The organism is Nocardiopsis coralli (genome assembly GCF_014892575.1).
In the GTDB taxonomy this organism is placed as follows: Bacteria; Actinomycetota; Actinomycetes; order Streptosporangiales; family Streptosporangiaceae; genus Nocardiopsis; species Nocardiopsis coralli.
The window spans coordinates 1-20,864 of record NZ_JADBGI010000002.1 but is presented as its reverse complement, the minus strand read 5'-3'; the positions used below and the strand labels follow the sequence as shown (position 1 = coordinate 20,864).

Annotated in this window: 14 protein-coding genes; 9 read left to right on the top strand and 5 right to left on the bottom strand. The window is 72.1% G+C overall.

Translation table 11 applies throughout. The features are described from left to right. Nucleotides 1-87: 87 nt before the first annotated feature. From treY to treZ, 3 genes are read left to right on the top strand one after another with little or no spacing between them, the layout of a single operon-like run. Entirely contained in the window at nucleotides 88-2,400 is a 2,313-nt protein-coding gene (gene treY, locus IDM40_RS02050; protein ID WP_193120158.1) for a malto-oligosyltrehalose synthase, read from the top strand. A gap of 58 nt (nucleotides 2,401-2,458) precedes the next feature. Then, nucleotides 2,459-3,325 carry a putative RNA methyltransferase gene (locus IDM40_RS02045; protein WP_193120157.1) on the top strand — a complete coding sequence of 289 codons (867 nt, stop codon included), beginning with the start codon at nucleotides 2,459-2,461 and terminating at the stop codon, nucleotides 3,323-3,325. A 43-nt stretch (nucleotides 3,326-3,368) separates the two neighbouring features. Continuing rightward, nucleotides 3,369-5,150, top strand: a complete 1,782-nt coding sequence (gene treZ, locus IDM40_RS02040; protein ID WP_193120156.1) for a malto-oligosyltrehalose trehalohydrolase — start codon at nucleotides 3,369-3,371, stop codon at nucleotides 5,148-5,150. Between the two features lie 16 nt (nucleotides 5,151-5,166). On the opposite strand, the gene IDM40_RS02035 is transcribed toward treZ, so the two are convergent. Next, nucleotides 5,167-5,784, bottom strand: a complete 618-nt coding sequence (locus tag IDM40_RS02035) for a hypothetical protein (protein ID WP_193120155.1) — start codon at nucleotides 5,782-5,784, stop codon at nucleotides 5,167-5,169. Nucleotides 5,785-5,909: 125 nt separating this feature from the next. Here IDM40_RS02035 and IDM40_RS02030 point away from each other — a divergent pair, with 125 nt between their 5' ends. The 5 genes from IDM40_RS02030 to IDM40_RS02010 all read left to right on the top strand — a co-directional run bounded on the left by IDM40_RS02030 (nucleotide 5,910) and on the right by IDM40_RS02010 (nucleotide 9,792). Beyond that, nucleotides 5,910-6,503 (top strand): hypothetical protein, encoded by a 594-nt coding sequence (locus IDM40_RS02030; RefSeq protein ID WP_328806911.1) that lies wholly within the window; start codon nucleotides 5,910-5,912, stop codon nucleotides 6,501-6,503. Between the two features lie 104 nt (nucleotides 6,504-6,607). Further along, nucleotides 6,608-7,207 (top strand): SCO family protein, encoded by a 600-nt coding sequence (locus IDM40_RS02025; RefSeq protein WP_193120154.1) that lies wholly within the window; start codon nucleotides 6,608-6,610, stop codon nucleotides 7,205-7,207. After that, on the top strand, nucleotides 7,204-8,445 hold the full coding sequence (locus IDM40_RS02020; protein ID WP_193120153.1) for a Dyp-type peroxidase: 1,242 nt from the start codon (nucleotides 7,204-7,206) through the stop codon (nucleotides 8,443-8,445). Before IDM40_RS02025 ends, IDM40_RS02020 begins: the two co-directional genes overlap by 4 nt. A 17-nt stretch (nucleotides 8,446-8,462) precedes the next feature. Further along, nucleotides 8,463-9,014, top strand: coding sequence for a copper chaperone PCu(A)C (locus tag IDM40_RS02015; RefSeq protein WP_193120152.1), 552 nt, complete (start codon nucleotides 8,463-8,465; stop codon nucleotides 9,012-9,014). A 79-nt stretch (nucleotides 9,015-9,093) separates the two neighbouring features. Continuing rightward, nucleotides 9,094-9,792, top strand: coding sequence for a class I SAM-dependent DNA methyltransferase (locus tag IDM40_RS02010; RefSeq protein ID WP_193120151.1), 699 nt, complete (start codon nucleotides 9,094-9,096; stop codon nucleotides 9,790-9,792). A 48-nt stretch (nucleotides 9,793-9,840) separates the two neighbouring features. Here IDM40_RS02010 and IDM40_RS02005 read toward each other — a convergent pair whose 3' ends face one another. Together IDM40_RS02005 and IDM40_RS02000 are read right to left on the bottom strand one after the other, a co-directional pair. Then, nucleotides 9,841-12,090 (bottom strand): DUF6351 family protein, encoded by a 2,250-nt coding sequence (locus IDM40_RS02005; RefSeq protein ID WP_235997244.1) that lies wholly within the window; start codon nucleotides 12,088-12,090, stop codon nucleotides 9,841-9,843. Between the two features lie 324 nt (nucleotides 12,091-12,414). Then, on the bottom strand, nucleotides 12,415-12,975 hold the full coding sequence (locus IDM40_RS02000; protein ID WP_193120150.1) for a pyridoxamine 5'-phosphate oxidase family protein: 561 nt from the start codon (nucleotides 12,973-12,975) through the stop codon (nucleotides 12,415-12,417). A gap of 356 nt (nucleotides 12,976-13,331) precedes the next feature. Between IDM40_RS02000 and IDM40_RS01995 the strand changes: the two genes are divergently transcribed. Continuing rightward, on the top strand, nucleotides 13,332-13,988 hold the full coding sequence (locus tag IDM40_RS01995; protein ID WP_193120149.1) for a response regulator: 657 nt from the start codon (nucleotides 13,332-13,334) through the stop codon (nucleotides 13,986-13,988). Nucleotides 13,989-14,107: 119 nt separating this feature from the next. On the opposite strand, the gene IDM40_RS01990 is transcribed toward IDM40_RS01995, so the two are convergent. Both IDM40_RS01990 and IDM40_RS01985 read right to left on the bottom strand, forming a co-directional pair. Next, a complete protein-coding gene (locus IDM40_RS01990; protein ID WP_193120148.1) occupies nucleotides 14,108-15,877 on the bottom strand; it encodes a GAF domain-containing sensor histidine kinase in 1,770 nt (589 codons plus the stop codon). Nucleotides 15,878-16,066: 189 nt separating this feature from the next. Next, a complete protein-coding gene (locus IDM40_RS01985) occupies nucleotides 16,067-19,321 on the bottom strand; it encodes an NACHT domain-containing protein (protein WP_193120147.1) in 3,255 nt (1,084 codons plus the stop codon). Nucleotides 19,322-20,864: the final 1,543 nt, after the last annotated feature.

The window sequence follows — 20,864 nt, the reverse complement described above, 5'->3', positions numbered from 1 at the left end:
CCCAAGACGCCCCCGTGTGGCATGGAGCTCACCGGGGCGCGGGTGTGTGCATGACACGCCGAACGCGCGGGCACGGCCCTGGGCGTGATGAGCGCTCACGACCACCGCACGGCCTCCGCGCCGACGTCAACCTACCGCCTCCAACTGGGCCCCGGGTTCACCCTCCAGGACGCCGCAGGCCTGCTCGACCAACTCGACCGGCTCGGCGTGGGCGCCCTCTACCTGTCACCGGTCCTGACCGCCGCCCCCGGCTCCCAGCACGGGTACGACGTGGCCGATCCCACTCGGGTCGCTCCGGTCCTGGGCGGCGACGAGGCCCGTGAGGAGCTCGCCGAACAGGCCCACGCCCGCGGGCTGCACGTGGTGACCGACATCGTGCCCAACCACGTGTCGGTGGCCCGCCCCGACGCCAACCCCTGGTGGTGGGACCTGCTGCGCCTGGGTCCGGACTCGCCCTACGCACGCTGCTTCGACGTGGACCTGTCGGTGCCGCTGCTCGTCCCGGTCCTGGGCGAGGACGCCGACGAGGCGCTCACCATCGCCGACGGGTGCCTGGCCTACCACGAGAAGCGCTACCCCCTGGCGCCAGGAACCTTCGAACCCGGTGACGACATCGAGACCGTGCACCGGCGCCAGCACTACCGCCTGGTCTCCTGGCGCCGCGGTGACAGCGAACTCACCTACCGGCGCTTCTTCGACGTCGACGACCTGGCCGCCGTACGCGTGGAGGACCCGGCGGTCTTCGAGGCCTCCCACGCCGAGATCCTGCGCTGGGCCGAACGCGGCCAGCTCGACGGTCTGCGTGTGGACCACGTCGACGGGCTCTCCGACCCCGGCGCCTACCTGCGCCGCTTGACCGCACGCTTCCCGGGCTGGCTCGTGGTCGAGAAGATCCTCGCGCCCGGTGAGGACCTGCCCCAGAGCTGGCCCGTGGCCGGGACCACCGGCTACGACGCACTGCGCGAGCACACCGGGGTCCTCGTCGACCCGGCCGGCGAGTCCGACCTGACCGCCCTGGCCACCGGCGAGGGCGTGCCCGTCGACGTCGAGGCCACCGACCACACGGCCCGCCTGCACGCCGCCACCACCCTGTTGCGCGCCGAGACGCGCCGCATCGCCGCCCTCGTGCCCCCGCACTCGGAGGAGGCGGTCGCCGAACTCCTCGCCGCCTTCGCCGTCTACCGCACCTACCTGCCCGAGGGCCTGGACGAGTGGCTGCGCGCCGTCGACCTGGCCGGGGAACGCCGCCCCGACCTGGCCCCCGCCCTGGCCGCCCTCGACCAGCACGTACGCAGCGACCCCGAGGGGGAGGCCGCCCGGCGTATCCAGCAGACCTCCGGCATGATCGTGGCGATGGGTACGGAGAACACCGCCTTCTACCGCGCCACCCGGTTCATCGCCCTCAACGAGGTCGGCGGTGACCCGGCCCGGTTCTCCGTGGCCCCGGAGGAGTTCCACACCGCCGCCGCCCGGCGCGAGGCCCGCCACCCCCACACCATGACCACGCTGTCCACGCACGACACCAAACGCTCGGAGGACGTGCGCGCCCGCCTGGCCGTGCTGTCCGAGACCGCCGCCGACTTCACCGACGCCGTGCGCCGCTGGTCGGCCGCCCACCCGCTGCCCGAGCCCTCCCTCGACCTGCTCGGTTGGCAGACCCTCGTCGGCGCCTGGCCCATCGGGGAGGAACGCCTGACCGAACATCTGCTCAAGGCCGCCCGTGAGGCCAGGCTCGGCACCTCCTGGACCGAACCTGACCACGCTTTCGAACAGGCCGTGCGCGACTGGGTCCCCGCCGTGCTCACGGGCCTGCGCGAGGAGGTGGAGGCCTTCGTCGAGCGTGTGCGCGGCCCGGGCTGGAGCAACTCCCTCACCCAGAAGGCCCTCCAACTCCTGGGCCCGGGGGTTCCCGACCTCTACCAGGGCACCGAACTGTGGGACCTGTCCCTGGTCGACCCGGACAACCGCCGCCCCGTCGACCACCGCACCCGCGCCGAACTCCTGGACCGCCTCGAGGCCGGGTGGCGGCCCCCGGTCGACACCACCGGAGCGGCCAAACTCCACCTGGTGCGCACCTGCCTGCACACCCGCCGCGAACTCGACCCCCGCGGTTACACACCCCTGCACGCCGAGGGCCCCGCCGCCCGCCACGCGCTGGCCTTCGCCCGCAGCTCACCCGAGGCGCACACCCCCGACCTGGCCGTGGTGGGCACCCGCCTGCCCCTGACCCTGGAACGCACCGGGGGCTGGGACGAGACCGTCCTGCCCCTGCCACCGGGCCCCTGGACCGACCGCCTCACCGGCGAGCCCGTCCCGCCCACCCGCGCCGACGGGGCCACCGCGCCCCGCCTGGCCGACCTGCTCGGCCGCTACCCCGTCGCGGTCCTGGTCAGGGGCTGAGCCGGCACCGGGCAGAGCAGCGCCCGCACACCGGGGCACCGGATAAGCTGGGCCGGCCATGCCCAGAAGAACCCCGCCCGCCCCCGTGCTCGAGGCCCTGGCCTGCCCCGTCTGCCGCGCCGGCCTCACCCTCGGCGACCGCGGACTGTCCTGTCCCGGAGCCCACACCTTCGACCTCGCCCGCGAGGGATACGCGTCCCTGCTGACCGGCGCCACCCCGCCCGGCAGCGGCGACACCAAGGAGATGGTCGCCGACCGCCTGCGGTTCCAGCAGCACGGCCACTACGACCCCATCGGCCACGCCCTGGCCCGCGCGCTCGACGTGCCCGGTCTGCCCGGGCAACCCCTGGTCGTCGACGCGGGCGGCGGTACCGGCCACTACCTCGCCCTCGTGCTCGAGGCGCTGCCCGGGGCCCACGGGCTCACCACCGACGTGTCCAAGTTCGCCGCCCGCAAGGCCGCCAAGGTCCACCCGCGCGCCGGCGCCGCCACCGCCGACACCTGGCGCGGCCTGCCCCTGCGCACCGGGTCCGCCGACGCCGTGCTCAACGTGTTCGCGCCCCGTGAGGGCGCCGAGTTCCACCGGGTCCTGCGCCCCGGCGGGCTGCTCGTCGTGGTCACCCCCGACACCGACCACCTGGCCGAACTCCGCGGACCCCTCGGCCTGCTCGAGGTCGACCGGCACAAGGACGAACGCCTCTCGCGCGGCCTGCACGGCCACTTCGAACCGCTGGAGAGCACACCGCTGCGTTTCACCCTGCAGCTCGACCACGCCGACGCCGCCACCGTCGTCGGCATGGGGCCCAGCGCCCGCCACATGAGCCCCGCGGAACTCGCGGACCGGGTCGCCGCCCTGCCCGACCCCGTCGCCGTCACCGCCTCGGTCCGGGTCAACACCTACCGGCCGCGCCCCGCCGGGCGCTGAACCGCGGGCGTCGGGACCGCCGGTCCCGGGTAGGTCACCGCCCGTGAACGACCAGCTGGAACCGAGCGAGCCCTCCTCCGACGGACTCGGCGTGCACGGCGACTTCGCCGTCTGGGCGCCGCGGGCCCACACCGTGCGCGTGCGCACCGGGGGCACCGACCACCCCATGGAACGCGGCGCCGGCGGCTGGTGGCACGCCCGCGTCAGTGGGGCCGGACCCGGCAGCGACTACGCCTACCTGCTCGACGACGAGCCCGACCCGCTGCCCGATCCCCGCTCGCGCCACCAGCCCCACGGTGTGCACGGGCCCTCCCGCGTCGTGGACCACGGGGCCCACGACTGGGCCGACGGCGCCTGGGCCGGCAGGCCCCTGCCCGGCGGCATCGTCTACGAGCTCCACGTGGGCACCTTCACCGCCGAGGGCACCCTCACCGCCGCCATCGGGCACCTGCCCGACCTGGCCGGGCTCGGGGTGACCCACGTCCAGCTCATGCCCCTCAACGCCTTCGACGGCACCCACGGGTGGGGTTACGACGGGGTCCTGTGGTCGGCGGTGCACGAACCCTACGGCGGCCCCGACGCCCTCAAGGCCTTCGTCGACGCCGCCCACGCCCACGGGCTGGCCGTCCTGCTCGACGTGGTCCTCAACCACCTGGGTCCCTCCGGTGCCTACCTGCCCCGCTTCGGCCCCTACTTCCGGGGCGAGAACGAATGGGGCCCCTCACTCAACCTCGACGGCCCCGACTCCGACCACGTGCGCCGCTACGCGCTGGACTGCGCCCTGGGCTGGCTGGACCACTACCACCTGGACGGGCTGCGCCTGGACGCCGTGCACGCCCTGCGCGAGAACCGGGCCACCCCGCTGCTACCCGAACTGTCGGCCGAGGTCGAGGCGCTGGCCACCCACCTCAACCGGCCCCTGACCCTCATCGCCGAGTCCGACCGCAACGACCCGGCCACCGTGCTGCCGCGCGAGGCCGGCGGGCTCGGCATGGACGCCCAGTGGTCCGACGACCTCCACCACGCGCTGCACACCGCGCTCACCGGCGAGGACCACGGGTACTACGCGGACTTCGCCGACCCCGACGCCCTGCCCACCACCCTGGCCCGGGTGTTCTGGCACGCCGGCACCTACTCCAGCTTCCGCGGCCGCACCCACGGAGCCCCCGTCGACACCACCCGCGTCCCCGGGCACCGGTTCCTGGCCTACCTGAGCACCCACGACCAGATCGGCAACCGGGCCCGCGGCGACCGCATGGGCGAGCACGTCCCGCCGGGACTGCTCGTGGTCGGCGCCGCACTCGTGCTGTGCTCGCCCTACACGCCGATGATCTTCATGGGGGAGGAGTGGGCCGCGCGCACCCCGTGGCCCTTCTTCGCCTCCTTCACCGACCCCGACCTGGGCGAAGGGGTGAGGCAGGGGCGCCGGCGCGAGTTCGCGGCCCTGGGCTGGCGGGCCGAGGACGTGCCCGACCCCCTGGACCCTGCCACGCGCGACAGCGCCGTCCTGGACCGCACCGAACGCGACAGCGGCGAACACGCGCTCGTGCTGGAGACCTACCGCTCGCTCATCGCACTGCGCCGGGCCGAACCGGACCTGTCCGATCCGCGCCTGGACCGATTCCGGGTCAGGACTGCACACGGCGGGCGCACCCTCGTGCTCGAACGCGGGCAACTGCGGGTGCTGTGCAACCTGGGGGAGGGTCCGGCCGAGATCGAACTGGACGCGGCCCCGGTCGAGCTCCTGGCCGCCAACGGCCACCCGCGGATCTCCGGGACCACCGTGGGCGTGCCGGGGGAGTTCTTCGCCGTCGTACGCGTGTGAGGGGCGCGGCGGAGGGTCAGAGCTCGCCGCCGAAGGCCGCCTCGTCATCGCCGTTCATCACCACGATGCGCACCCGGTCGGCGTCCTCGGGGATCTCGCACCACATACGGGAGCTGTAGGTGCCCTCCGGGACCTCGTACAGGGGCTCCTCGGTCTGCGCGATCGGGATCTCCGGCCCCGCCTCGCACACGACCTCCATCTCCGCCAACGAGAACGTGCGCCCCAGGTCGGGCACGTGCACCGTCACCGTGAAGTCCACGCGCGAGGCCCACGGGCGCTCCACGCCGTCGACCGTGTAGACCACCTCGGCGTCGTCCTCGCCGTCGTCGTCCTCGTCGTCCCCGCTGCCGTCGTCGCCGTCGCCCTCGCCGTCGGGGCCCACCGCGTGCGTGAAGCCGAGCGGCTCGCCGAAGTCGGCGGTGCTCTGCGGGGAGGGCTCCTCCTCCGGGGGTTCGGGTGGACCGGGCTCCTCCGGGTCCTCCGGATCGTCCGGAGGGGGCTCGGTCGGGGACGGCTCCTCCTCGGTCGCGGAGGCGGTGGGCTCCTCCACGATCGGGGCCGGCCCGTCCCCCTCGCAGGCGCCGAGGGCCAACGCCAGGGGAACAGCCAGCAGGAGCGGCAGGGGTTTGCGCATACCCACACGCTAAGGCGGCGCCGTGCGGGTGTCCACGAGGCCCGCACCGCCGGGAACGCCGCACCCGTGCCGGGCGGCCGCACGTCCCGCCGCGGCCCCCGTCCACCCCGGTGCGAGGTGCGTCCGTGCCGGTGAGAGCATACGGGGAGATGCCCGAGAGCCGACCGTGCCGCCTGCTGCGCGCCGGGGTCTTCACCCTGGTGTGCGCCAACCTGTCCGCTCACGGACACGCTCTGAGCTCGGGGCACGACGTTCCGTTCCCCGGACTGGCCCTGGGCATGCTGGTGGTTCTGGTCACGTCGTGGGCCGCGGCCGGGCACCGCCACGGCCTGGGTTCCCTGATCGCGTGGACGGCCTGGGGGCAGCTCGCCCTGCACGTGACCCTCAGCTGGAGCCAGAGCCTGGGCGGGGCACACGCCCACACCGCCGACGCGCTCACCCACACCGAGCCGCACGCGGGCACGATGTTCGCCCTGCACGGGGCCGCCGCCGTGGTCAGCGCCTGGTGGCTGCACCGCGGCGAGCGCGCCCTGGCCGCGTTCCTGCGCCGCATGGCCCGGCGGATCCCTCCACTGCTGCTGCTCCTGGCCGTTCCGGCGCCCGGCCGCCCGCGCCCCGCCGGCCTGCGGACGCCCCGCAGCGCAGACCGGCCGCGCCGCCCCCACGTGGGGTGGTCCCGCCTCGTACGCGGCCCACCGGACGTGGCCACCGCCGCCTGAGCAAGCCCCGCACCCGCACCTCGCGGGTGCCCTCCGCGCTGCCCGGCGGCGACCGAGCCACCGCGTCCACCACCCGGAACGACCGGGCCCGCACGAGGAGAACCATGCCCACGCGCACCGCCGCGCCCCTGGCCGCGCTCGCCCTGATCGGCCTGACCGCCTGCTCCGCCTCCGCCGAGGCCGACCACTACCTCGACCTGTCCGACCAGCCCATGCCCGCCTCGGCCGTGGAGCTGAGCACCGTCGACGGCCGCGACTGGACCTTCACCGACGTCGCCGACGACCGCCTCACCCTGCTCTTCTTCGGCTACACCAGCTGCCCCGACGTGTGCCCCATGACCATGGCCGAGCTCAACCTCGCACTGGAGGAGGCCGAGGCCGAGAGCGGCGACCTCTACGACGTGGTCATGGTCACCACCGACCCCGCCCGCGACACCGACGAACAGCTCGGCACCTGGCTGGAGCGCTTCGACCCCGACTTCCAGGGTGTGCGCGGCGACATCGACGCCACCGTCGAGGCCGCATCCGACTACGGCATCCCCGTCGAGGCACCCGAGGAGACCGACGGCGACTACCTCGTCTCCCACGGCGAACGCATCGCCGTGCTCACCCCCGACGGGGAGGCCGCCGGCTTCATCGACGACGGCACCGGCTCCGAGGACATCGCCGCGCTCCTGCCCGACCTCGCCGAGGACCTGCTGTGAGCCCCGCACCCACCCGGCGGGGCCTGCTCACCGGGCTCGGCGCCGGCGGCCTGGCCGGGCTCGCCGCGGGAGGACTGGCCGGACACACCGTCGCCGACCGCGCCCGCACCGGCGAGGAGGAGGCCGCGCTCGCTCCCTCCCGCGCCCGCGCGCGCACCCGGGACGGACGGCCCCCGGCCCTGGCCGAACCCACCCCTGCCCACGTGCACGTGCTCGCCCTCGACCTGGCCGGCGAGGACACCGGGCAGGCACGGCGGGCGGCCCGCGAGACCCTGCTGGCCTGGGACGAGCACGTGCCCGCCCTGCACGAGGACGGCACCGAAGCCCTGCCGGAGGGCTCACCCGCCCAGGGCCTGCACCCGGCCTCCCTCGGCGTCACCGTCGGCATCGGCCCCGGCCTGCTGGACCGCACCGGGCTCGAACGCCACCGCCCCGGCGAGCTGGAGGACCTGCCCTCCTTCGCCGCCGACGACCTCGACCCCGACCACTGCGGCGGCGACCTCATGCTCCACGTGGGCGCCGAGGACCCGGTCGTGGCAGGTGCCGCCGTACAGCACCTGCTCGGCGCGGCCGGCGACCACGTGCGCGTGCGCTGGGCCCTGCCCGGGTTCCGGCGCACCGCGGCCGCCGCCCACGACCCCGCCGCCACACCGCGCAACCCCATGGGCCACATCGACGGGACGGTCAACCCCGACCCTGCAGAGGCCCTGTTCGACCACCAGGTCCGCGCGGTCCACCCTGAACCGGACCTGGCCTGGATGGACGCGGGAACCTACGTCGTCGTCCGCCGCATCCGCATGCTGCTCGACACCTGGTTCTCCCGCACCACCGGCGAGCGCGAGGCGGTCATCGGACGCCGCCTCTCCGACGGGGCACCCCTGGGCGGCGACCACGAACACGACCTGCCCGACCTGGCCGCCCGCCACGACGACGGCACACCCGTCGTGCCCGCCGACGCCCACATCCGGCTCGCCTCACCCGAGTCCACCCGCGGAGCCCGCACGGTCCGCCGCGGCTTCGCCTACGACCTGGGTTGGGACGCCGGAGGGCACCACCGCGCCGGGATGCTCTTCACCGCCTGGCAGGCCGACCCGCGCCGCGGGTTCACCGCACTCCAACAGGCGCTCGACGAGGGCGGCGACGCGCTCAACGACTACGTACGCCACGAAGGCAGCGCCCTGTTCGCCGTCCCCGCCGCCGACCCCGGCCGGCCCCACCCGCTCCTCGACCACCTGTGACCCCGGAGGGAACCGCCATGACCGACCACACCACCGCCCGCAACCTGCTGGCCGCCGCCGGGGTCCTGGCCCTGGCCGCCGCCTGCTCGACCACGACACCGCAGGAAGAGGGCTCCGGCGCCCAGGAACCCGAGCGCGGCCACGCCCACGCCGACGACCTGACCGTGTCCGGGGCCTGGATGCCCGAGCCGGCCAACCCGGAGGTCGGTGCGCTCTACCTCGAGATCGACAACACCGAGGGGGAGGACGACGCCCTGACCGGGGTCTCCACCAGCGCCTCGGAGACCGCCGAACTCCACACCACCGAGGACAGTGACGGGGGTTCCCCGCGCATGGAGGAGGTCGAGGAGGTCCCGGTCCCGGCCGGCGAACACGTCGAGCTCACCTCCGGCGGGTACCACGTGATGGTCGTGGACATCACCGACCCGCTCACCGAGGGCGACGAGTTCACCGCCGACCTCACCTTCGACAGTGGCACCGAGCTCGAACTCACCGTGCCGGTCGAGGCCATGGCCGACCACGGCGACGGGCACGGCGCAGAACACGACGGCGAGCACGGCGACCACTGATCCCTGCCCCGCCCCGGGCCCGGCGCCCGGGGCGGGAAACCGTTCGCGCCGACCCGGCTCACCCGGGCATACTGCGCGCATGGCCGACTTCGCGACCTTCGACACCCGCAACTACCGCACCGTCGACGTGGCCACCGGCTACGACGGCTGGGCCGCCACCTACGACGGCACCGTCCTGGACGCCATGGACCTGGCGCTGCTCGACCGCCTGGACCCGGGCGTGCCCGCCGGGGCGCGCGCCGCCGACCTGGGCTGCGGTACCGGACGCACCGGCGCCTGGCTGCGCTCCCGCGGCGCCGCCCGCATCGACGGGGTCGACCTCAGCGAGGGCATGCTCGAACTGGCCCGCGAACGCGGCGCCCACGACACCCTCGCCATCGCCGACGTGCGCACCAGCGGGCTGGAGAGCGGCGCCCACGACGTCGTGGCCGCCTCCCTGATCGACGAGCACCTGACCGACACCGCACCCCTGTACGCCGAGGCCGCCCGCCTGGCCCGCCCCGGCGGCCGGTTCCTGCTCGCCGCCTACCACCCGCACTTCGCGATGCTCTCGGGCATGCCCACCCACTACACCGACGCGTCCGGGGAGGACGTGGCCATCTCCACCCACGTGCACCTCGTCAGCGACCACGTGCGCGCCGCCCTGGCCGCCGGATGGCAGCTCGCCGACATGGTCGAGGGCACCGTCGACGACACCTGGGTGGCGGCCAAACCCAAGTGGGAACGGTTCCGCGGACACCCCGTCTCGCTCGCCCTGGCCTGGCACAAGCCCGCCTGAACCCGCGCCGCCGGGCGCCGGAGAGCGCCGCCGGGCGAGACCGCCGGGTCAGAACCGCTGCCAGGTCCCGTCCAGGCCCTGCTGCCCGCGCCCGGGGGAGTCCCAGTCGCACACGCCCTCGGAGAAGACCTCCTCGGCCCGCTCCGCCTGCTCCTCGGTGAACTCCACCGGGTGGCGCGCCGCGTCGAAGGGCTCCAGCGTGCACGCCACCACGTCCGAGGCCAGCGGCCCGCCCGCCTCGATGCGCGGCGAGGTGTGCACCGGGAACGCGTCCGCGCACCGGTCGCCCTGCCCGGCCGGCAACGGCAGCTGCTCACCCACCACCCGCTCGGCGTCCTCGTCGGTGCCGATCCAGCACGAGTCCTGCAGGAAGGCGGGCCGGGACGCGCGCATCGCGTCGATCGGTTCCCAGCCGGGGTTCAGGGCCTGCTGTTCCTGCATCCCGCTGACCCAGTCGTCCAGCTCCTCGAGCGAGCGCATCGCCAGCGGCGAGGTGGACACGAACCCCTTCGGTGAACGGTCTCGGTGCTCGGCCAGCATCACGTGGTTGTCCGCGGTGCCGTTGGCCTGCTCCAGGCGTTCGCGCACCGAGAACGAGTGGTACCGCATGTGCAGGTCGCCTTCGGGCTCGTCGTCCTGGTAGAAGCGGTGGTCGACCACCGGGATGTCGGCCAGGCCCCCGCCGCCGTTGAGCAGCCGCCCCGACCGGTAGGCCGCCTCCGTCCCCTCCGGGTCGGCCACGGAACGCTCGTCCGAGACCGCGCCGTCGGCGTCCAGCCCGCCGATGTGCTCGTTCAGGTGCAGGAACTGGTCGACGTCGATCACGCCCTCCATGAGCGTGTGCAACCCGTACTGCACCCCCACGTTGTCCAACGGGCGCCGCGGCAGGCCGGTCTCCGGGTCGGTGCCGTAGACGTTCTCCACGGCCGCGAACACCTCGCAGCGCGCCCCGCCCGGGTTGTCCTCGGGGTGGTACAGCTCCTCCTCGGGCAGGTCCTCCCGGCACCGCCCGCGCGGGTCCACCCGGCCCGCCTCCCGCGCCAGGCGTTCGATGCTCTCGTGCCGCAGGAACCCCGACACCGCCTGCTGCTCGACCCGGTCCAGCTCGCCCTCATGGCTGCGTGCGTACTCGCGCAGCAGCAGCGCGTCGGTCACCGCCGGAACCACCGAGAACCCCACATCCGGGAAGGCCTGCGAGACCACGATCCCGTCCAACAGGCCCGGATAGTTGTCCGCGGTCTGGTGCGCCTGGTACGCCCCGCCCGAGGCACCCCACCCCAGCGTCGAGTGCGGCACCCCCATCGACTCCACGAACCGCTCGTGCACCGCCGAGACCGTCTCGGCCGCCAGCAGGTCGTTGCAGTTGTTCGCGAACACGTTCAACGACGACGAGGCCACCGCGTACCCGCGCTCCAGCATCGGGCCGTCCAACACCCCCGCCGATCTCTTGCCCTGCACGTACCAGCCTCCCGCGCACCCGCCGCCGAACTTGTACACCAGCCGGCCGTTCCAGCTCGGCGGCGGGGTCCAGGGGTCGGGCTCCTCGTCCTCGGGTGTGTGCAGCACCGCCGTCTCGTACACCGAACGGTTGGCCGTGCCCGTCTCCACCCGCACCACGAACGGCACCCGCGCACCCGCCGCCGTCGTGGCCGTGTCCGCGTCCGAAGGCACCGACTCGGGGTCCGGGAGCGGGGACCACTGCCCGTCGGTGTCGCGGTAGACGTGGCGCACGTCGGTGCGGGCCGAGCAGTCCTCGTCCAGCGCCGGCCCCAGGGTCCGGCCCTCGCCCCCGGACAGTTCGAAGTCGTCGGTGTCGCACAGGAACGGCTCCTGGTGCGACCCCGACACCACCGGTCCCTGGGCAGGGTGGTTGACCACCGTCAGCGAGGCCGAACGCTCCCGCCCCAACGCCGCCACCGACACCCGCTCGTCCAGGTGCGCCTCCAGCTCCGACTCACCCTCGGGCAGACCGGTGAGCAGACCCTCCAGCGCCAGGGACCCGCCCGAGTCCACCGTCCGCAACCGGTCGGTGACATCGGTGCCGGCGGCGCTCAGACGCACACTCTCCGGGTCGGCCGAGGCCGGGGGCTCCACCCGCACCAGCGCCGAGCCGCCCATCACCGCGTCCGGACGCGAGGACAGCACCGACACCGACAGCTCCTCGGAGGCCGCGCCCGCACCCGGCTCGAAGGGGGCCGCGGACGGGGGCAGCGCGCCCGCGGTCGCCGGCGGCCCGGAGGACAGCGCCGTGCCCGACACCGCAAGGACCGCGGCCAGCACGGCCGCGCCCGTTCCCAACGGACTGCACCTGCCCCACGGGCTCACACGCACGGGACGGACGTCCTCGCACGCGCGGCGGTCGAAGGCGAGACGGGCGACAAAACGTGGAGATCGCTGGCGCACGGGGCGATCGTGCCCCCGGGGCCGGAACCGGTGACGCGCACACACCGCGGGTGAGCCGGGCTTTGCACTCCCATGACGCCATCGATACCCCGAACCGGTCGAGGTCCAACACAACGCCGGATGAAGGGCGTGCACACACAAAGCGGACGCCCGGTCCACCCCGCAGTGGACCGGGCGTCGACGGACGGCCCGCGCGCAGTGCGCGCCGACCGTCCTCGGTCAGGACCTGGCGATCTGCCTCCCGGTCACCCTGCCCGGGGTGATCTTCAGGACCTGGTCACGGTCGCCCTCCGCCCATGGTTTGGGAAGGCGGCCCTGTGGAATCCGGGCCAGTTCCCCCGAGTCGCGCACCCACCGGCACCGGCCCGAGGCCAGCACGCTCCAGCCCTCGCGGCGCTCCTCGTCGAAGTGGTCGACCTGGAAGGCCGCGTACCCCCGGGCGAAGCGCATGATCGTCCCGGCCAGCGTCGACCGGAACACGATGGTGTCGTGCACGAGCGCGTAGTTCACCGGCAGGATCGTCGGAGCGGCGTCACCCTCGATGGTGAAGGCCACCCGGCCGATGTCGTGGGAGGCCATCAGGTTGTAGCAGGTCTGCCGCTCCAGGACCGTGAACCGGGCATCGTCCGTACCGGCGAGGTCGGCGCCCTCCAGGAGGGTCTCGTCCTCGGTCAGCCGGTCCGTCCCGGCGAACTCGCCGTCCGCCTGCCGCTGCCCCGGAGGCACCGCCCCCGGCACCGCGCCCGTGCCCGCCGCGCCGGCACCGCTCGTCTCAGCCATCACAAGCCCCCCAGTGGTGTGCCTTCGCTTCCTACCTCCGCCATACTCCCGGCTCGAGAACCCGAAGGCATGGTCCGCCGGTCCCCCTCCGCACGGCGAAGGTCCCCACCCCCCGATTACCCGGCGGGACACACGCCCCAAACAGAAGGGGACGTTTGGCACGACAAGCCGCGATCCAGGCTGTCTAAGCTGGTGAACGGGCGTTCGACCCCCTCGGCGAACGCCGACCGGGTGGCCCCGGGAGCGTCGCGGGTGCGCCAGGATGAACAGCACCCACACGAGCCCACAGCCCTCGGCCCGGGGCGGTCCCACCCGCCGCCGGGCACCACATCCAGCGCTGAGGAGGTGCGCACCCGATGGATGCAGCCGACAACATCCGGGTGTTCCTGGTCGACGACCACGAGATCGTCAGACGCGGGGTCGGTTCACTCCTGGACGACGAGGACGGCATCGAGGTCGTCGGCGAGGCCGGCACCGCCGCGCAGGCCCTGGCCCGCGTGCCCGCCCTCGAACCCGACGTGGTCGTGCTCGACGTCCGCCTGCCCGACGGCGACGGCGTCACGGTCTGCCGCGACATACGGTCCATGCTGCCCGCCACCCGCATGCTCATGCTCACGTCCTACTCCGACGACGAGGCGCTCTACGGCGCCGTCATGGCGGGCGCGTCCGGGTACATCCTCAAGCAGATCCACGGGACCGACCTGGTCGGCGCCGTACGCACCGTCGCCACCGGACGCTCGCTGCTCGACCCCGAGTCCACCGCCCGCATGCTCCAGCGCCTGCGGGAGGAGGCCGGGCGCAAGGACCCCCTGAGCGAACTCACCGAACAGGAACGGCGCGTCCTCGAACTCATCGGGGAAGGCCTGACCAACCGCGAGATCGGCGCGCGCATGTACCTCGCCGAGAAGACCGTGAAGAACTACGTCTCCCGCGTGCTGGCCAAGCTCGGCATGGCCCGCCGCACCCAGGCCGCCGCCTACGCCGTGCGCCTGTCCATGGAACAGTCCGTCTGAGGCCCCCCGCCCCCGGCCGCCGGTGACTGCCGGCGGCCGCAGGTGTGTCCGGGCGAGAAGTGGTCGCAGAGGCGGTCGGAGCGGCGGTGGCCCCGGGGAAGGGCCGGCCGCGCGGCGGGTCAGCGGCGGACCGGGACCGACCACTCCACCAGCGCCCCCCGGCCCGGCTCAGAGACCACCGACAACGAGCCCGAGAGCTCCTCCGCCCGCGCCGACGCGTTGCACAGCCCGCTGCGCGCCGCCCCCTCGGGGATCCCGCACCCGTCGTCGCGTACCCGCAGCGTCACCGACCCGTCGGCCACCGCCACCTCGACGTCCACGGCCGTGGCGCCCGCGTGCCGGCTCACGTTCGACAGCAGCTCCCGCAACACCGCCAACAGGTGCTCGCCGGTGCGCTCGTCCACCGCGTTGTCGATCGCGCCCTGGGTGAGCAGCCGCGGCGAGAACCCCAACGCCTCGGACGCACCGTTGACCAGGTCCAGCACCTTCGAACGCAGCCACGAAGCGTCGCCCTCGTCCGATGAACTCTGCAACGCGAAGATCGTCGACCTGATCTGCCGGATCGTGTCGTCCATGTCGTCGACCGCGTTGCGCACCCGCGACGCCGACGTGGAGTCCTCGATGCGGCGCACCGTGCCCATCAGGGTGATCGCCGTGGCGTACAGGCGCTGGATCACCGTGTCGTGCAGGTCCCGGGCGATGCGGTCGCGGTCCTCCAACACACTCAGGCGCTCGGAGTCCAGGCGCGCCTCAGCCAGCTCCAGGGCCACCGCGGCCTGGTTGGCGAAGGACGACAGCATGCTCGACCAACTGCTCCGGAAATCCGGCCGCGAGCCCTCCCGCGCCAGCACCAGCACCCCGCGTGCACCGTCGGGCGGACCGAACGGCAGCACCAGCACCGGGCCCATGCCCAGACGGGTCAGAAACTCCGTGCCGCCGTCGCCGCCCTCACCGCGCGACACGTCGGTCTGCAACGGCTGCCCGCCCAGGTAGACCCGGCCGAGCAGGGTGCGGGCCGCGCACGAGAGCGTCGCGCCGCGTGCACCGGCGGAGAGGTCTGCCGGGGTGGCGCCCGGGCCTGCCGGTCCCTCCCACACGCGCACGGTGAGCGTCTCCGGTTCTTCGCCGGGCATCGCGATCACCGCGAGGTCGGCCTGGGCCATGCTCTGGGCGCGCTGCGCGACCAGCCGCAGGACCTCCTCCGGCGGGGCACCCGACAGCAGGGTCGTGGTGATGCGCCCCGACGCGTTCAGCCACGTCTCCCGGCTGCGCGACTCCGCGAACAGCTGCGCGTTCTCGATCGCCGTGCCCGCCGCCGTCGCCAGCGCCCGCAGCAGGAGCTCGTCGTCGCCGGTGAACTCCGAGCCGTCCCGCTTGTCGGTCATGTACAGGTTGCCGAACACCTGGTCGCGGATGCGGATCGGTACACCCAGGAACGTGCGCATCGGCGGGTGGCCCTCGGGGAACCCGCGCGACTCCGGGTGCTCGGAGACGTCCTTCAGGCGCAGCGGCTCGGGCTCCTTGATGAGCAGGCCCAGGATCCCCTCGCCGCGCGGCCAGTGGTCGATGCAGGAGATCTCGTGCTCGGACAGGCCCACCGGGATGAACCGGCTCATCTCCCCGTCCGGGCCGATCACCCCCAGCGCGCCGTAACGGGCGCCGACCAGGCTCGTGGCGGTCTCGGTGATCCGGACCAGGAGGGGGTCGAGCTCCAGACCCTCGCCGATGGAGACCACGGCCTCCAGGAGTGTGCGGATGCGTTCCTGCGTCGCCGAGATCATGCTCATCCGGGAACGGACCTCGTCGAGGAGGTCGTCCAGACGCACCTCGGGAAGGGACAGCCGATCCTGTTCGGTGTGCAGGGCCCGGCTGCCGTCGGTTTCACTCATGGGGGCCTTTCCCGGCAGCGGTCGATGGTGCGATTCCGAGTCTAGGGGGCTTTTCTCGGAAAGCGGTATGGAGTGCCAGGTATGGGCCGGGGTAGGGTTTTTGGGGTGTCGGGTTCTGGGGGCAAGAGGCGAATGGCCTACGTGGGTAGGGTCTTCGGTCTCTTTTGCTTCTCCCGCAGGGAAATGAGGTTACCGGCGTACGACCTTCGATCCCGGCCCGAGGAGGTGGGCTCCCAGGATTCTGGTGCGAGGGCGTGTGATCTCGATGGTGAGGTTTTCTGCTCCGGACAATTGGGAGAGGTCGACTGCCCCTGCGTAGGCCAGAGTGATGACAGGATTTTGAGGCAGCGTGGCGACCCATTCCGGTGCCAGCATGGGGCTCTCGCTGCGGAGAACGATGTGCTTCAGATGAGGAATGTTGCGCAGTGTTTCGGCGTTCGGTTCTCCCGCCTGAGAATCCAGGGAGAGTAGAATGAGTTTGCGAAATTGAAGAAGAGGTGACAAGTCAAGTTTATTCGTGTCAATTCCTGAGAAGATGGTGAAGTACTCCAGTGTGTCTGTCTGGCTCTCCAGTCCGTAAATACTGGATCCTAGGAAGTCTTGAATGGTTAGGGATCGGAGCGAGTTCGGTCGGCTCTTAAGGGGTGTTAGGTTCTTGTGTGTCCAAGATTTAATGTAGAGTAGATCTAGCCCTTCTTGGGGTATTATTTTCTCGATCGTTGAGAAATAGTTTCCGGGGTGGAGTGAGAGAACGAGTCTTTTTAGGTGTGGGATGAGGCTGATGGTCTCAAGGTTGGACGTCGATTGCGGAGTGTGGTGTGCCAGGCTCTCGATATTGGTATCTACGAGCGGTGACAGATCTTCGACGAAAACACCGGGGTATACACTCAGGGTGTTTACGGTTGCCCATGACGGCAAGGTGCGAATGATGTGGCTTGCATCCCACGGAGTTTTCATGGATGACAGGTGAACCTCTTTGAGGTGCCGTGGAGCGTTATGTGCGTAGATGGGATTCTCCGATGGCCCTTCAATAATGAGCCGCCGTACGGATGGCATCAGCTCGGTGGCAAAAGGGAGCTGATGTCCTTCGACTCGCAGAGTTGTATAGCCCAGCTCTTCCGCGCGGGTTAGCACGGATTCTGCAAACTCACGGCCCGGGTTCATCGCGTACACGTCCGAAGGTAGAAGGCCGGTCCTCTGTGTAGGACGCCGTAGGGCTTTGACGATGATCGGGATCGACGCGCTCCCGCCGATCTCGGCGGCGGCCCGCACGATCTTCTCGGACTGCTTCACGTTGCGCGGCTCGGCGTCGGCGAGCAGCGGCAGCACCGACTCGCCCACCATCGCGAGCGCGCGCACGTGGTCCTCGGTGCGGGGCGGCAGGATCTCCCGCACCCGGGACTCCACCTCCTCCCGCAGGGCCCGCGCGAGCTGGGGCGAGGTCTCCAGGCACGCGAACGCCACCAGCAACAACCGGTCCCGGTGCTTCTTCACCTCACCCGAGCGCTCCAACAACGCCCGCACCAGCTCTTCGCGCTGCGCCGGGCTCGCGTGGCCGGCCGCCATCACCACGACCTCGTGCCACTGGTCGTCGTGCGCGTTCTTGGCCAGCTGCGGAAAACTCTCCTCCTCCACCAGCGCCTTCGCGGCCAGGTACTCCTCGAACGTGCGGTGCAGGAAACTCACCCGGTCCACCGACGGGCTCTGCAACAAGCCGCTGCGCACACGGAGGTAGGTGAACACGTCCTCCGGAGCGTCCTCCACCCGGTGCATGCTCGTGAGGGTCCGGGTGACGGTGCGCTGGGCGGTGGAGACGGGGGCGTCGGAACTGCCGTTGACGACCAGCCACTTGGCCAGCTCCTGCAGCAGCAACACCAGTTCCTTCTGGGACAGGTCCACCCCCTCGGCGATCCCGCGCTGCTGGTCGCGGTCCTTGAGTAGCATCCGCAACGCCGCGTCGTAGACCTCCATCCGGTCCCGCGGCAGCGCCGTGTGCTGGTCTCGGTACAGGGCACACAACAGCGCGCACAGCAGGGGAGTGGTCGCGATCGCGCGCAGGTGCTTCTTCTCGGTGAGCTTCTGCGCCAGCTCCTGCTCGTACCGGGTCAACCGCTCGCGCTCGGCCGTGTCCGCGGTGTCCGAACGCACCGCCTCGTGCCAGTGGTGCACAAACGCGCCCACGTCCTCGTCGCGCAACGGCTGGAGCTCGGCGCTGACGAACCCGTCCGCGCCCAACCAGTCCTCGCCCGCCGCGCCCGGACGGGTGGTCACCACGTACCGGCAGTCCGGGAAGTCCGATATGAGGTCCCGCAACCACCGGCGTGCCTCCTCGCGCTGACCCTGCGGGAGCTCGTCCACCCCGTCGACGAGCAGCACCGCACGCCCGCGCTCCATCAGCCCCGTCACCCACCCGCGCGGCGCCTGATTTGCCAGGTGTCGCCCGGTGTGGTGCACGAAGTCGGCCGGCTCGGGCAACGGGCGCCCCACGTACTGGCGCAGCGGAACCATGAACGGCATGTGCCCGTTCCACGCCGCCATCGGTTCCGGGAAGTCCTCCCGGCCGGCGCGCACCCCGACCCAGCTCAGCAGGGTCGTCTTCCCGCTCCCGGCCGCGCCCCGCAGGAACAGGCGCCGGTGCCGCCCCAACGCGTCCTCCACCCGCTGCTCCACCGAGGGCCGCTCGTGCGCGGCGTCGGTGAACGGTGAGTCCTCCCGCTCGGCCGTCACCCGCAGGCTCAGGTACGCCAGGCTGAGCGGATAACTGCGCGTGCTCGCGTCCGTGCCGAAGAGCTGCAGCACGTCCCACCGCTCGGCCGCCTTGCGCCGGTAGGCCGTGGCGAACCCGGCCTCCGAACCCGCATCGGATCCCCCGTCCACGGGCCGCGTGCCCGGCCTGGGCAACCGCTCCAGGATCTCCTCCAGGTGCCCCAGCATCAGGGACTCCCGGCGCAGGATCTCGGTGAACGCACCCGTCTGGAACCTCGGCAGCGCGCTCACCGTGGCGAGCACGTACGCGCACGCGTCCGGCAACACCCGGTCGTAGAGCGCCCGCGCCGGCTCGGCCAGGTCCCGCACTGCCCGCGGGTTCTTGGCTCGCACGTACCGCTCCAGGTAGAGCGCGTCCAGGTCCTGCTCGAACAGCACCCGGTCGGTCAACCCCGCCCGCTCCACCGCATCGGCCACCGCCAACACCGCCGCCTCGCGCTCGTGGTCGGCCAGGTGGACGAACTCGTGCTCCAGGTCGGCCGTCACCCGTGCGGCCACGCTCTCCTCGAACTCGGCGAACCTGCGCTCGAGCTTGCGGCGTTCCAGGACGCCGTCGACGCGTTCCTTGATCAGGTCCACGACGGAGGTTGCGGTGTTCTCCGCCAACGGGTTGCCGAGCCAGAGACCGCAGGCGGCCTTGACCACTGCGGTGCCGACCTTGAGGGCTGCGTCCTGCACGGGCGTCTCCGGGGGGTGGAGTGGGGGGTGTGGTGCGGGTTGGGGCGGGAGGGGGCTGGGGACTGGACGGGGCCGGGTGGTGGTGATCGGGGCTGGTGGCTGGGTGAGGGCGAGAGTGAAGGCGAGAGTGAAGGCGCGGTCGAATAGGTGCGGGTGCGGGTGCGGGTGCGGGTGCGGGTGAGTGGTCGGTGGGGGTGGGCTTTCCTGTGGTTGGGGTGGGTGGTGTTCGTCGCCGGGTCGAGCGTAGCCCGGCCGGGGCTCCCCGCAACCCGCTTCGGCGCCACCCCCTGTCACTTTCCTTGGTGGTGATGCGTCGGGGGTTGAGAGGGGTTGTTCGCGGCGCCTCGGGGTGTGCGGTCCACCCCTTTCCCGGGCTGGACCGCTCTCGCCGACGAACACCCCCTGCCAGCAACCGCCCCGCAACCCAAAAGGTGTGGGGCCAAAGACAACTACCACCCCCCCCGGGGGCGCTTCATTGCGACCAACGGTCCAGGCGTGGGGGTGGCCCCTCGCTCCTGCGACGGCACATGCAGGCCCCGGCACTCCCGGCGGAGCATTGAGTCTCAGGGGTGGCGGGCGTGCGGACGACATCCCGGGCCCCGCGCACTCCCGGCCGGGCATTCAGGACAGGGGTGACGGGCGCGCGGACCGGTCGGCCTTGGAGATTCTCCAAGCACAGAGGTGCGGAGGTGGTGGTGGCACGCGTGCGCTCGACATCCCGGGCCCCGCACACTCCCGGCAGGGCGCTGATCCTGGGGGGTGGCGGGCGTGCGGGCGACCCCGTGGGAATGGAGATGCTCCAAGTACCCGGGTAGCGGTCGGGTGTCGCCAACGAGTGTGTGCTCCGGAGGGCACAGCGACTGGAGATTCTCCAGGTTACGAAAGCCTAGCACCCGGCAGGCCATCGGCGAGTATCTGCGCCAACGCGCATGGCTTCAGAGATTCTCCGATCGCGCGACGCCCAGATGCGACGGCAGAAGACGGAGGCGGGGTCCGCGATTCTCGAGATTCGCCAAACGCGGGGGTAGGGGCAGGAGCCAGGCATCCCAACGAAAGCGTGTATCGCGGCGTGCAGGCCTGGAGATTCCCCAATCCCCGGGAGTGGCACCGGGTTGCCTTCGGTAAGTGCGGCTCTGGAGATTCTCCGAAGTCCGCGAGTGCCGTGCCAGCGAGTGCTCGAGGCAGGTGGCCGGTGTGCTTCGCCCGGGAGATTCTCTATGCCGGCGTGGGGTGCGACGAGCAGCGACCTGGATTCTGGGTGTGCCTTCCCCCGCTTCAGAATACCCGGGAAAAAGACCCTCGTGGAGTTATCCACAGGACCATTTTCGAGGCGAATGTGGGCGCCCATAAATGGTCACAAGGGGCGGCCGGTTGGCCGTAATTGGTAAGGGTTCTGTTCCCTTTGAGTAACTACCCATTTCTGGGCCTGGTGCGTATTGTTGAACCATGGAGAACAACACCGCTGACACCGCGAACACGGGCCCGGGACACGCCCCGGACGCGACCGTGGCTGCGCTGGTGGCAGCGGTGCAGGCCTTCATCA